The sequence below is a fragment of the Nocardioides humi genome (genome assembly GCF_006494775.1).
Lineage (GTDB): Bacteria > Actinomycetota > Actinomycetes > Propionibacteriales > Nocardioidaceae > Nocardioides > Nocardioides humi.
In genome coordinates this window covers 5,565,288-5,579,584 of the sequence record NZ_CP041146.1, presented here as the reverse complement: position 1 = coordinate 5,579,584, position 14,297 = coordinate 5,565,288, and the positions used below count along the sequence as shown (strand labels likewise).

Below are 14,297 nucleotides of genomic sequence, written 5' to 3'. Positions count from 1 at the left end.
CCGATGACCGAGCTGCCCCGCCTCGTCGTCGCCGCCCCCGCCACCGGCCAGGGCAAGACGACCGTCGCCACCGGCCTGATGGCCGCGCTGGCGGCCGCAGGGCACGCCGTCAGCGGCCACAAGGTCGGCCCGGACTACATCGACCCCGGCTACCACGCGCTGGCCTGCGGCCGCCCCGGCCGCAACCTCGACCCCCACCTCGTCGGCGAGGACCTGGTCGCCCCGCTGCTGCTGCACGGCGCGCGGACCCCGGAGCCCGCCGACGTCGCCGTCGTCGAGGGCGTGATGGGCCTGTACGACGGCCGGATCGGCGGTGACGGCTTCTCCTCCACCGCCCACGTGGCGGCGCTGACCGGCACGCCCGTCGTCCTGGTGGTCGACATCTCCCGCTCCTCCCGCTCGATCGGCGCGGTCGTGCACGGGATGGCGACCTGGGACCCGTCGGTCGAGGTGGCCGGCGTCATCCTCAACCAGGCCGGGTCGCCGCGCCACGTCGAGGAGGTCCGCTCCTCGATCGCGTTGCCCGTGCTCGGCGCGATCCCGCGCGACGCCTCGATCGCGACCCCCTCGCGCCACCTCGGGCTGGTCACCGCCGCCGAGCGCGGCGAGTCGGAGACGGTCGTCGCCCGGCTGGCCGAGGTGGCCGCCGAACACGTCGACCTCGACGCGGTGCTCGATCTGGCCCGCACGGCTCCCCCGCTCGTGGCGACTCCCTGGACCGCCGACCCGGCGCAAACTGACCCAGAATTCGCGCTGACCCGGCACGAACTGACCCGTCGCACCGTCGCGGTAGCCGCCGGCCGCGCCTTCACCTTCCGGTACGCCGAGACCGCCGAGCTGCTGGAGGCGCACGGCTGCGAGGTCGTTCCGTTCGACCCGGCCCACGACGCCGCGCTGCCGGACGGCACCGCCGGGCTCTACCTGGGCGGCGGGTTCCCCGAGGTGCACGCCGCCGACCTGGCGGCCAACACGGCGCTGCGCGCCGAGATCCGGGCGGCCGTGCTCGACGGGATGCCGACGGTGGCGGAGTGCGCCGGGCTCCTCTACCTCTGCCGCACCCTCGACGGCGCCCCGATGGCCGGCGTCCTGGACGCCGACGCGGCGATGAGCGAGCGGCTGACGCTGCGCTATCCCGTCGCCACCGCCCCGGCCGACAGCCTGCTGACCCGGGCCGGCGAGCAGGTGACCGGGCACGAGTTCCACCGCACGACGGTCGCGCCCACCGCCGGCCCGACGCCCGCGTGGCAGGTCGACGGCGAGGCGGTCGGCTTCGCCTCGGCGACCCTGCACGCGTCGTACCTCCACACGCACTGGGCCGGCCACCCCCGCCTCGCGGCGCGCTTCGCCGAGGGGGTGCACCGTGGCTGACCCGCTGCGGCACCACGGCGACGTCGAGGCCCGCGGCCTGCTCGACCTCGCCGTCAACGTGTACGACGGCCCGCGACCCCGCTGGCTCGACGAGGCCCTGCTCGGCTCGCTGGACGCGGTCGGCGCCTACCCGGACCCGACCGCCGCCCGGGCCGCTGCGGCCGCCCGCCACGGGCGCCCGCCGGCCGAGGCGCTGGTCACGGCCGGCGCCGCGGAGGCCTTCACCCTGGTCGCACGGCTGCGGCCGTGGCACAGGCCGGTCGTCGTGCACCCGCAGTTCACCGAGCCGCACGCCGCGCTGGAGCAGGCGGGCCACGCCGTGACCTCGGTGCTGCTCCACGAGCCCTTCACGCTCGACCCGGCGCTCGTGCCGGAGGACGCCGACCTGGTCGTCGTCGGCAACCCGACCAACCCGACCGGCGTCCTGCACCCGGCCGAGGCCCTGACGGGCCTGGCCAGGCCCGGGCGGCTCCTCGTCGTGGACGAGGCGTTCATGGACTGCGTCCCGGGCGAGCCGGAGTCCCTGGCCGGCCTGCGCCTGCCCGGGCTGGTCGTGATCCGCTCGCTCACCAAGCACTGGGGCATCCCCGGCGTCCGGGCCGGCTACGTCGTCGGCGACCCGGACGCGGTCGCCGGCCTGGAGCGCGCCCAGACGCCGTGGTCGGTCGGCACCACCGCCGCTGCCGCGGTCGTCGCCTGCACCTCGGCCCGGGCCGCCCGGGAGGCCCGCCACCGGGCCGAGCGGATCCGGGAGTGGCGCGAGCACCTCGAGAAGGGGCTCGCCGGTCTCGGGATCCACCACCTCCCGTCGGCCGCGTCGTTCGTGCTGGCGCAGGTGGGCGACGGCGTGCACGCCCGGCTGCGCGAGGCCGGCATCGCGGTCCGGCGCGCCGACACCTTCCCCGGTCTCGACGGGCGCTGGGTGCGGATCGCCGTCCGGCCGCCGGAGACGACGGATCAGATGCTGGTCGAGCTCGAGAATCTGCGCACCATCGGGCGGCGCGCTATCTGACCTTCTTCGACTTTGCGGTCCTCACCGTCCACGGCGTGTAGGACGGAGCCGCGTAGGTGATCCGCACCGACAGGCGCTTGCCTCGGTCGGCGCGCGAGACCTTGTACTTCGCCTTCGTAGCGCGCTTGATGACCTTCCCGTTGCGTAGCCAGACATAGCTCGCCGTCCATCCGGCCGGAAGACCCTGCGGATGGCGCACCCGGACCTTCACCCCGATCCTGGCCTTGCCCTTGAGCCGCGGTTTCGTCACGGTCGGGAACGCCGTCGGACCGGGGTCCGCCGTGGGCGTGGAGACGATGATCGTGTAGCCGGGCGAGTCGACGGACCCGCCGGCGTTCGCCGCACGGATGGTGAAGGCGAAGGCCCCGGCGACGGTCGGAGTGCCGCTGAGCAGGCCGTCCGCAGCCAGCGTCAGTCCCGGCGGCAGACTCCCCTGGACCGAGTACGTCGGGTCACCGGTCCCCGTCACCTGGAACGAGTACGGCGCACCGACCTGCGCTGCGCCCGGCGGCGGTCCCGAGGTGATCGTGGGCGCGGGAACGCCCGTGCCCGGCGACGCCGACACGGTGATGGTGTAGGTGGGCGAGTCGACGACGCCGCCGGCGTTCGTCGCACGGATCTTGAACTCGAAGACGCCGTCGGTCGTGGGAGTCCCGCCCAGGATCCCCGCGCTCGACAGGGTCAACCCGGGCGGCAGGCTGCCGACGACGGAGAGGGTCGGCGAGCCGGTGACCGTGACCTGGAACGAGTACGCCGTCCCGACCGTCGCCGTGGCAGGCGGCGCCGTCGAGGTCAGTGCCGGCGGCAGCGGCGCGCCGACCTGATAGGTGATCTCGCCCGCGTCCGGATTGCCGATCTCGGGCGTCACCGGGAGTGCCCCCGGGCTCAGCTCGTCGTCCTCCTCGGCGTCGAAGTAGCGCAGCCCGTAACTGCCGGACGGGACGACGAACACGGCGCGGCCGTTCTCGTCGGTGACGGTGGCGGCCAGGAGGGTGTCGCCGTCGTACAGGGCGGCAATGGCGTTGGCCTTCGCGGCGCCGGCGCTGCCCTTGAGGACCGAGGTGATCACCGCCCCCTCGGCGAGGCTCACCGTGACGTCGCCGTTCGCCCCCTCGGTGAGGGCGACCTGCTGCTCCCTGCCCTGGTGCCCGTCCGCGGCGGTGACCAGGGAGTAGTCGCCGGGCTCGGCGGCCAGGTCCAGCCACCCGGCGTCGTCGGACACGGCGATGCTGCGCACGTTCCCGAGGCCGTCGACGAGCGCCGCCTGGGCGTGCGGCAGCTCTCGGCCGGCGTCGTCGCGGATCAGCACCCGGATGCTCGCTCCGCCCTGGGCGGCGGCCGCGGCGGTCCCGGTGCGGGCGCTCGCGCCCTTGCGTCCGGCGCTCGCCGGGGCCGTGGCCGGCGTACGTCCGTCGGGCCCGAGGAGATCCGGCCCCTGATGGAGGATCCGCGGGAGCGGTGCCGGGGAGACGCCGCCGATCACCTCGACCAGCGGGTATCCGGCATCCGGCCCGGCCGGATCCACCCGCTGCTTGTTGAGGGCGCCGTGGGCGTTCGTGCCGGCCCAGCCGCCGCCCCAGACCTCGTAGATGTGACTGTCGCTGGCGGCGGCGCTGATCGTGGCCTGCGACTTCAGGCAGCCGTCGTACGCATTGGTCACGTTCATGACGTAGGTGCCGTTGGCCCGGATGGTCGCGATGTCGGCTGCCGCTGCGAGCTGCTCCACGGCCATGAGCTGCAGTGTCTGTCCACGACTCGCGATCGCCGCCACGGCCGGGACGGTGACGCTGTTGACCGCCATCGATGCCTTGATGACCTCCCGTGGGATCCCGATGAGCGGCAGCGCGCAGTCCTGGAGCGCGAGCTGGGTGAGGATGGTCGCCCCGTGGACGGCGCCGTCGACGGTCAGGACGCCGGACACCCGGACGTCGTCCTTCGGGTCGTCGTTCAGCGCCTTGCCCGCTGCGATCCTGGCCATGGCCAGGGACTCGTAGCCGCCCTCCGAGTGTCCGATGAAGGCGAAGTCGAGGATCTCTCCGCGCTGCTCCCGCCAGCAGTTGCTGTACTTGACCAGCTCGTCGTAGAACTCGTTGGCGGCCTCGGTCATGCGGGTGCCCACCTCGGCGAGCTCGACGACCGTGTTCCACGCCGCGTAGTCCTGGGGAATGAACCAGCACTGCCCGTTCTGCCCGTCGCTGATGGCTCCGGTGTAGGAGAACTCCAGCACGTCGCGGAAGAAGGAGCCTCGCGACTGGCCCGGGTCGTAGCCGGCCTCCTCCAGCTGAGCCAGGACGTTGCCCTTCACACCGGCGCCGGGCCCGTATCCCTTGCTGCCGGGCTGGTCGCAGGCGTTGGCCGCCCACGTCTTGTTCCAGGCGTCGCGCTCGTCGTCGTCACGAGCGCAGTCGGAGTCGGTGACCACCGAGGAGTTGTCGTCGAGGGACGAGGTGAGGCCGGCGGCGAGGACGACGGCTCGGTGCACCGGGCACGACTGGTCCAGGGTGATCGGCCCCGTCCACTCGCCGACGTCACCGGCGAGGTTCTTCGCCCGCACCCTGATCGAGACGGTGGAGCCGTCGACCAGCTCGACGGAGATCTCCTTCGCGAACTCGGTGTCGTCGGCATCTTCCGGAACGACCACCCGCTGGACGGCATGGGTGCCGGTCGCGTCGGTGATCTCGTACTCGACCCACTCCAGTCCGAAGTCGTCCGAGGCACTGACCGTGGCGGCGAAGGGCCCGGTCTCGCCACAGGAGTGGGGCTTCCCGCTCTTCGTCGAGTAGCTCGCGCCGGCGATGACGGAGGACGGGAGCGAGTTCGAGCGCGCGAGCACCATGGGGTGGCTCATCTCCGGCTTGCCGGCGATGACGGGGCTGACCGCGAAGTGCCTCTCCTCGGCGGGATCGACGTCGGACACGAATCCGCGCTTGCGCCCGTCGGCCGTGTCCCGCACCCAGGTCACGCCCTCCGGCTCCGCGGGGAATTCGGTGTCCTCGTCGGACGTGCTGAACACCTGGAGGTCCGACGATCCCGGCACGTTCTCGAAGATCAACCCGACCTTGTGATTCAGCGACGCCGGCTCGATGTCGGGGCGATCGCGCTCGAGGTCGTTCTGTGTGATCACGGCGCTGTCGAACTCGAGTCCGGTCGTGTAGGCGACGAAGGCCTGGTCGAGCACGAGGGTTCCGGTGATCCGCGGGACCAGGATGTAGTCGTACTCCAGGGTCTCGCCCGCCGCTAGCACCGGCCGGGTGTGCGCGAGCTGCTCTCGTGGCTGGTAGATGTAGTTGAGCTGCGCGCCACCGGTCAGCAGCTCCAGCGTGACGTTGTACATCGCGACGTCGGCGACGTTCTCGATGCCGACCCTGACGTGGTACGGGTGGTCCTTGGTCGCGTACTTGTCGGCGTGGACCTTCAGCTTGAAGGCCGATCCTCCCCAGACCTTGATCGGGTCCTCAGCGCGGGCCGTGATGTTGACGGGCATGTCGAAGGGCTGGAGGAACCCGGCGTACGACGCCTCGATCGGGTACTCGCCCTCGACGTCGCCACGCACGTACCAGTGGATCGTGCGGCTCTCCCCCGCCGGTATGTCGGCGAAGTCGACCTTCGGCGACTGTGGGAAGGACGTCGGCGCGAGCGCGAGGCCGCTCGGCAGCGCGAGTCTCGCGACGCCATCGGTGAGCACGAAGTCCTCGCCCTCGCTGAGGTTGGTCACCATGAGGGAGACGTCGAAGAACTCCTTCAGCCACGACGCGCGCCCCGGGATGACCAGCCAGACGAGGTAGTCGCTGGTGCCCCAGAACTCGTAGGTGTAGCCACCAGTGGAGAAGGACCCGGTACAGCTGCACGCGCCTCCGCCGCCACCGCCGCCGCCCCAGCCGCCGCCGCAGGTGACCTGGACGCCGTCGATGGAGGGGCAGCCGATGAAGCCGGAGGAGTTGGCGACACCGGTGACGGGTGGCGGCGTTCCTCCGGTCGAGATGAAGGGCAGGTGGATCTCGAACTCCACGACGTTCTGGTTGGCCGGGTCGTCAGGGTCGATGCCGACGGCCTCGATCTCCTCGGGGGTCATCCGCTCGGTGGCCACCTCGGCGGTGGCCACCGGACCTTCCTCCAGGGTGATCGAGACCTCCGCGTTGCCGTTCGCGACCTCGGCGATCGCCTGACCGGGTCGGAAGCCGTCCGCGACGGCGAACACCGTGTACTGGGCGTCGCCCAGACCCCGGAGTCGAGCCTCACCCGCGGCGTCGGTCCGCGCCGTGATGCGGGATCCGTCGCCTTGGATCACGAGCACCGAGGCGTCGGGCAGTGCGGTGCCAGTGGAGTCGGTGACGGTCGCGAGGATGCCCTCGAACGGCGGCTCGGGGGTGACCGTCACGCTCGCCTCGTCGGTACTGGTCTCGCCGGCCGCGCCGGCGCTCAGGGTCACCGTGTAGCGCCCCGGCTCGGCGTAGGTGTGGCTGGGGCTCGGCCCGGTTCCGGTGGTGCCGTCGCCGAAGTCCCACTGGTACGACGAGACCATGCCGACGGGCCGCGACCCGGATCCGTCGAAGCGGACCGTCTCCCCTTCGACGACGACCAGGTCGTCTCCAGCGTCGGCTGCCACGGGCTCGGGAAGCACGGCGGAGATGGTGGTCGTCCTGGCGACGGTGCGGATGCCGTCGGTGGCCGACACCTTCAGCTGGTAGATGCCGGGCTGGTCGTAGACGTGGGCCAGCGGCGTCACGGGCGGCTCTGACCCGGTCATGGCGGGAGAGCCGTCGCCGAACTCCACCTTGTAGGACAGCAGGTCCCCATCCTCGTCGGTCGCACCGAACAGCAGGCCCACCTCGAAGGGCGCGACACCGGTGGCGCTGGGCGAGATGTCGACCATCAGCACGGGAGCGTGGTTGGCCGTGCCGACCGCGGCGGTGGCAGGTGAGGTCGCCTGGGCTGACATATAGCCCTCACGGACGGCGGTGACCGTCACGGAGAGGTGGGCACCGAGATCGCCCTCGGCCGGCGTGTACGTCGACGACGTCGCCCCGTCGATCTGTGCCCCGTCGCGCAGCCACTGGTAGCCGTAGTCGGTCGGCTCGGAGGCCCAGCCCCGTGCGTCGCGGTCAACGTTTCGCCGACCCGGACGACCCCCGAGACGGACGGCAGGGTCTCGTTGGCGAGATCGCCCGCGACGACCACGTCGGTCGGGTCCGAGTCGGCGCTGCCGGCGTCGTAGGTCGGCCTGGCAGCGGTGGCGCGCACGCTGATCCGCTTCCCGAGGTCGCCGGCGCTCAGGACACGCGACTGGCCGGTGGCACCGGCGATGGGCTCGCCGTCGCGGAGCCACTGCCAGGTCACCGTGACCTCGGCCTGGTCCCATTCGCCCTCGGTGGCTACGAGGGTCTCCCCCACCTTCGCGGTTCCGCTGACGACGGGCGGGCTGAGGTTGTGGATGACGTCGTAGGCGACGGGACCGATGGCCGCGGAGGCCCGGGAGGTGGGCGCGTAGCCGGCCTTGCCCGCCGTCACCACCACGGAGATCGCGGCCTGCGCGTCGGCCGGGACGAGGAGGTACGTCGAGCCGGTGGCACCGGCGATCTCTTCGCCGTCGCGCTGCCACTGGTAGCCGAGGTCGACGTCGTCGAGGTCCCAGGTGCCGTCGTCGGTCGTCAGGGTCTCTCCGACCCGCGGGGCGCCCGTGACGACGGGCCGCTGCTCGTTGACGATCACGCCCGGCGCCACGGGTGCCGACGGGACCGTCGTGACGGTCGAGGACGCGTAGCCGGCGCGCGAGACGGTCACCTCGACCGAGATCGACGCATCGACGTCGTCGGGGCCCGGGGTGAGCCGACTGGTCGTCGCGTCGGGGATCGGACTCCCGTCGCGCAGCCACTGGTAGGTGGTGCCCGTCGGGCTCGGCTCCCAGTCTCCGGACGAGACCGCGAGCTCGACCCCGACCCGCGGCGTGCCCGAGACGACCGGGGCGACGGGGTTGGCGAACTGCCCGATGGCTACCGGTCCGACCTCCGCGGTCGTCGTCTCGCCCGGCTCCCAGTCGGCCTTCGTGCCCTGCACCCGCACCGAGATCCGGTGATCGATGTCGTCGGGGCCTGGCGTGTAGCCGGCACCCGAGCCCAGCGTGACCCCGTCCTCGCGCAGCCAGGTGTAGCCGAAGTCGACCCCGGTGGTGTTCCAATCGCCCAGCTCGACGCTCAGCTGTCTGCCGACCTGCGGGGTTCCGGCCACCGCGGCCGCCTCGGTGTTGGCGATCACACCGTAGGTGACCTTCTCGGTCTGCCCGGATGTGGCCTCGGCCGGAGCGTATGCGGCCTTCGTCGCGGTGGCCGTCACCGAGATCCGGTGGGTGGCGTCGTCGACGGTGAGCGGGTAGGTCGGCTCGGTCGCGCCGGCGATGGGCGTCCCGTCACGCAGCCACTGGTAGGCCACGTCGACCTGGGTCTGCTGCTCGGTGAAGCCGGCAGCCCGCCAGCGGTCCCCGCCGGCGGTGAGCGTCTCGCCCGCGCGGGGCGTGCCGTCGATGCTCGGTCCCTCCAGGCTGTCGATGACGCCGAGCCCGACCTGCTCGGTCGGCGTCGTCGTGACGGTGGTCGGGTGGTAGGCGCTCTGGGATGCCTCGACACGGACCGAGATGCGCGCCTCCAGGTCTGCCGCGCCGAGCTGGTAGCTGCTCGTGGTGGCGCCCTCGATCGGCTCGCCGTCGCGCAGCCACTGGTAGGCGCGCGCCGGGTTCGACGGCTTCCAGGTGCCGGCGCTGACGCTGAGCTGCTCGCCGACCCTCGCCGTCCCCGAGGTCGCCGGCTCGGTCAGGCTGGTGATGAGGCCGTAGTCGATGGGTCCCACCGCCGCTGACTGAGCGACGCTGTCGTTGTGTCGCGGCCTCGATGCCGTGACCTCGACGCGGAGCTGCTGGCCCAGGTCGGCGGCGACGGTCGTGTACGTCGAGGAGGTGGCCCCGGAGATATAGCTGGAGCCGCGGATCCACCGGTAGCCGAAGGTCGCGTCGGGATAGGTCCAGGTCCCGGGGTCGGCGGTCAGCACCTCGCCGACACGCAGCTCGCCGGCGAGCGTCGGAGCTGCGGTGTTGGCGAGCTGGAGGTCGAGCTCGGCGTCCGCGGTCGCCGACTGGCCCAGGGTCAGCTCGAAGCGGTGGGCATCCTCCTGCGTCGTGACGTCGTCGAAGTACTCGCCGACGTACGTCGACGACGAGACGAACTGCACGACGTACGTGCCCTCGACGAGACCGCCGATGCGGTAGGAGCCCTGGGCGTCGGTGTAGGCGCCGCCCGCGAATGTGGCGGCCCCGGTCTGGGGATCGATCCGGTCGACGTAGGCGTAGACGTTCGCCGCGGGTGCGCCGTCGGTGCCGGTCAGCGACCCGTGGACGGACGCGCCGACCGGCACCGTCACGTCCGCCGTGGTGACGTGGCCGACGGTGACCGCGATGTCGGCCGCGTCGGCGAGGGTGTCACTCGCCGGGTAGTAGCGCGCGACGTGGCTGCCGTCGCCGGGGACGACCTGCAGCCGGTAGCTGCCCGGCTCGACGTGACGGAAGCGGTAGGACGCGGTGCTCTGACCCTCCGATCGATAGAACGACGTCGCATAGGCCTGGCTCCACTGCCCGTCGCCCGTGGCCCGGTAGAGGTAGGCGTACCCGTAGGAGTAGCTCGTGCCGGATGATCCGGGCAGGGTGATGGTGCCGGCGACGGCACCGCCGGTCGCGGCGAGGGCGGCGTCGGCGGTGGCCGAGTCACCGATGCCGACGATGATCGGGGAGGCGCTGCCCCAGTCCTGGGTGTCGTCGAAGTACTCCCCGGCGTGGAAGTCCTCGTTGCTGGTCTCGAAGCTGACCCGGTAGGTGCCGGCCGTCAGCTTGCCGAGGAGATACCTCCCACTGCTGTCCGTGCCGGCCGACGTCGTGTAGGACCAGTCGTCCGGGCCGGTCTGGCGATAGGCGTACACCCAGACGTCGGCGACCGGCCCGTCGTCGAGACCCGTGAGCGTGCCGGTGATCCGGCCGTACTGCAGGCTCAGCGTGCTGTCGACGGTGACGTTGTCGCCGGCGGTCACGGCCACCTCGTCGGCGGTCCCGTCCTCGTAGCGCCCGTCTGTCGACTCGAAGGTCAGCCAGTAGGTGCCGGGCGGAAGCTGGACGGCGTAGCCGCCGTCGGCGCCGGTCGTGGCCAAGACCGAGCGATAGTCGTCCGAGGAGCCCGAGCCCACATGTACTCGCACGCCCTCCAGAGGCTGACCATCGTCCCCGGTCACCACGCCCGAGATCGTGCCGGGAAGGCCGAACTGGTGGTCGATGCCGACCGCCGCGCCGTCCGCGACCTCGACCGGAGTCGCCGCGGCCAACGTCGTGGCGGCCTCGTGGTACTCGTACACGTAGGCACCGCCGACGTCGCCGGAGAAGCCGACGCGGTAGGTGCCGGGAAGCACGTTCACGGAGTAGCTGCCGTCGTCGCCGACCGACGCACCCGCGACCTGGGCGCCGCTCTCGTCGTAGACCGCGACCCAGACGTCGGTGGCCGGGTCGCCCTCGCCGTCGGTGACCGTGCCGAAGATCCTTCCGCCCGTGCCCAGCACGGCATCGGCGGTGAGCGACGCCCCCGAGGTCACGGTGAGCGTGGCGGCGTCGGCGTAGGACTGGACGTTGTCGTAGTACTCCCGCAGGTACTCCGTGCCGTAGGGCGGCGTGAACTCGAGCGTGTAGTCGCTCGGGGCGAGTCCGCCGATCGAGTAGCGGCCCTCGGCGTCGGTGCTGGTGCCCCTCGACGTGCCGGACGCGATCGGATACGCGTACACGTCCACGCCACCCAGGGGCGTGCCCTCGTCGTCGGTGACCGTGCCGGAGATGGATCCGCCGAGTGCCAGCTGCTGGTCGGCGGCGGTGGCCTCTCCGACGACCACGGCCAGCGTCGTCGACTGGTAGAGGTCGGTCGTGCCGCCGAAGTAGGCGGCGTAGTGGACGCCGTCGACCGGCTGGAACTCGAGACGGTAGGTGCCTGCCCGCAGTCCACTCACCGTGTACTCACCGGAGTCGTCGCTCACGGTCCACCGCTCGGTGGTCCACGACTGGTTCGAGCCGAGCCGGTAGGCGGTGACGCCGACACCGCTGAGCGCCTGCCCGTCCGCACCGGTGACGGTGCCGGTGATCGATCCACCGGTGCCGAGCACGGCGTCGGCGGTCGAGACCTCGTCTTGCACCGGGACGATCGTGGTGGCCGTATCCAGGCTCGCCGCGTCGTCGTAGTACTCGGAGACGGCGTTGCCGGCCTGCGGCTGGTACTGGACCCGGTAGGGGGTGCCGGGGGTGAGGTTGGCGAAGGCGTAGCTGCCGTCGGTGCCCGTGGTCCGCGAGTCGGCGAAGGACCAGTAGGAGTACGACCCGCTGGTGTACAGGTCGTAGAGGTTGACGCTCACGCCGCTCAACGGGGATCCGTCAGAGCCCGTGACGGCGCCCGCGATCCCGGTTCCCAGCGTGAAGGCCTCATCGGCCGTGAACGTCTCCCCCGCCTCCAGCACGATGTCGGTGGCGCTCTCCAGGGTCGCGGCGTCCTCGAACCAACGGATCAGCGTCGGGTAGGTGGAGTAGTCGGAGAACCGCACGCGATAGGTGCCCGGCGAGAGGCCGCCGACCGAGTAGGAGCCAGTCGCGTCGGTGGAGTCGTAGGAGTCGACGGCCCGCCAGGCGCCGTCCGTTCCCAGCTGGTAGACGTCGACCTCGGCCCAGCGCGCCGGTGACCCGGCGTAGTCGGTGACCGTGCCGGTGATCCGAGCCGCCGGCCCCAGCACGGCATCGATGCCGGCGACCGTGGCCGCATCGGCGACGGGGATGTCGGTGCCCAGCTCGACGAGCGCCGCGTCGTCGAAGAACTCCCTGGCGTAGCTGCCGCTGAAGTCGGAGAACCCCACCCGCCAGGTGCCGTCGTCGACCGGGAGCCGGTAGTGACCGTCGCCGTCGGTGTAGGTGGAGAAGGAGGCATCCCACTCCGAGTAGCTCTCGTCGGCGTATTCCTCGTAGGCGCCCACCCAGATGTCCTCGGCCGGTCGGCCCTGGGCATCGGTGACGGTTCCCTCGATCACGCCCCGCTCCGCGAGGACGGCGTCGATCCCGGAGGTCGCGACACCGTCCGCGACGCTCAGGGCCTGGCCGTCCTCCACCGTGGCGGCGTCGTCGTAGTACTCGGGCCGCCAGTCGTCGCCGAAGAAGCCGACCCGCCACTGCCCCGCATCCACGCCGAGGACGTAGTCCCCCTGCTCGTCGGTGAAGGTGCTGAAGGGGTCGTCCCAGTAGGAGTAGGTCTCCCCGTCGTACTCCTCCACATACTCCTGGTAGGCGCGCACGGCGACGCCTTCGAGGGGTGATCCGGCCGAGTCCTGCACGTGGCCGCGGATCGAGCCCCGGGGGCTGAGCGTGGCGTCGATCCCGGTGACGCTGCCGCCGGCGGCGAGGGTGAGGGTCTGCGCCTCCTGCACCGTGTCCGCGCCGTCGTAGAACAGGCTCTTCCACATGGGATGCGAGAAGCGGACCCGGACCTCACCGTCACCGGCATAGAGGTGGTACTCCCCGGCGGGCCCCGTGAACGCGGACTCGTCGCACTCCCAGTAGTGCTCGCCGTAGGAGCGGTAGGCGCAGACCTCGACGCCGCCGAGGGACTGCCCGCCCGCCGCGCGGACCGTTCCCGAGATGGCGCCTCGTCGGGTCAGCGCCGCGTCGATCCCGGCGGTCGTGCCCCCGGCCGTGACGGCGAAGGTGTCGCTCTCGTCGCTGTCATAGGGCCCGTTGCTGACATTGCCCTCCGCGTCGCGCCGGCTCGAGTCGAACCACACCCGGTAGGTCCCCGGCGCAACCGTCAGGGAGTAGCTGCCGTCGGAGCCGGTCGTGGTCCGGCCGGCGGCCTCGTCCGAGTCGTCGTCGCACCAGTCCCAGTAGGAGTACTCGTACTCGGTGCCCGCGTCCTCGACGTACTCGCACTCCAGGATCACCTGGATGCCAGCCACCGGGGCGCCCGTCCCGGCGTCGGTCACCGTGCCGGTGACGACGCCGACCGGGTCCGCAGCGACCGCCTCGGCGGTGGGCGCGACGACCAGCAGGCCCGCGGCCAGCGCGAGCGCGACGACCGCCTTGAGAGGCCGCAGGCTCCGGGCCGGCCCGATCACCCCGCCCGCCCCTCGGACGTCCCCTCGACCCGCACGCCCGCGCAGGCGCCGTCCTTCCCGTTGCTCATGCCGTCGACCAGCCAGGCACCGCCCTTCCTCTTCAGGCCGAGCTTGACCGGTGCGATCTCGCGCTCCTCGCGCTGCCGGTCGGTCTGGGACGCCTGGGACCACCCGCGCATCCACGCGCAGGCGTGGACCCAGGTCACGCCGTCACTCGACGGCTTGCTGATCTTGATGACCGTGATCGGGAGCGGGCCCGGGAAGTAGCGCCCCCAGTCCTGCCGGGTGTAGAAGCTCATCCGGTCCAACCCGTCACGCGTCATGACCTTCGCGGCCGCCGACTGCGTCTCGTCGCCCGCATTGACGATCTCCGCGTACGCCGCCGCCCACTCCTGGACGACGCGGGACTGGGGACGGGCACGAAGGCGCACCTCGTCAGGGACGGTGTCCGCGGAGCCGGGAGCGCCCCCGTCCGCCGCACTCGGCGTCGGCTCCCCCTCGTCCGGGGATCCCACGTCAGGTCCGTCCGAGGTAGGCACCGCAGTCGGCCGGCCGGGGTCAGGCTCCGCCTGACCGCAACCAGAGAACACGCCAAAGACCAGGCCGATCGAAAGGGCAGCGACAAGCCTCTGTACCCGCATGTCTGTATCCCCCATGTGTCTGCCCACGTGCGGGAGAGAGGCTTCCAGACGCGTCTCGACGACGGCAATAGTCACTTCGGAGCATATTCGCTGCATCCTCGGGCCCAAACCCG

The 14,297-nt window shown here is 71.8% G+C and carries 3 protein-coding genes and 1 pseudogene; 1 reads left to right on the top strand and 3 read right to left on the bottom strand.

The features are described 5' to 3' along the window. The first annotated feature begins 3 nt into the window (after positions 1–3). Positions 4–2,380, top strand: a pseudogene (gene cobBC, locus FIV44_RS34245) (bifunctional hydrogenobyrinic acid a,c-diamide synthase/histidinol phosphate aminotransferase CobBC). Here the strand turns inward: cobBC and FIV44_RS26925 are convergent. Genes FIV44_RS26925 through FIV44_RS26915 form a run of 3 tightly spaced genes read right to left on the bottom strand, consistent with a single transcriptional unit; the run spans position 2,373 to position 14,058 of the window. Next, positions 2,373–7,349: a PKD domain-containing protein gene (locus tag FIV44_RS26925; protein ID WP_181410862.1), complete on the bottom strand. Its 4,977-nt coding sequence runs from the start codon at positions 7,347–7,349 to the stop codon at positions 2,373–2,375. The pseudogene cobBC and the gene FIV44_RS26925 sit on opposite strands and share 8 nt — an antisense overlap. Then, positions 7,346–13,543 carry a carboxypeptidase regulatory-like domain-containing protein gene (locus tag FIV44_RS26920; protein ID WP_141007124.1) on the bottom strand — a complete coding sequence of 2,066 codons (6,198 nt, stop codon included), beginning with the start codon at positions 13,541–13,543 and terminating at the stop codon, positions 7,346–7,348. The genes FIV44_RS26925 and FIV44_RS26920 overlap by 4 nt, the downstream gene beginning before the upstream one ends. Next, on the bottom strand, positions 13,540–14,058 hold the full coding sequence (locus FIV44_RS26915; RefSeq protein WP_141007123.1) for a hypothetical protein: 519 nt from the start codon (positions 14,056–14,058) through the stop codon (positions 13,540–13,542). Before FIV44_RS26915 ends, FIV44_RS26920 begins: the two co-directional genes overlap by 4 nt. Positions 14,059–14,297: the final 239 nt, after the last annotated feature.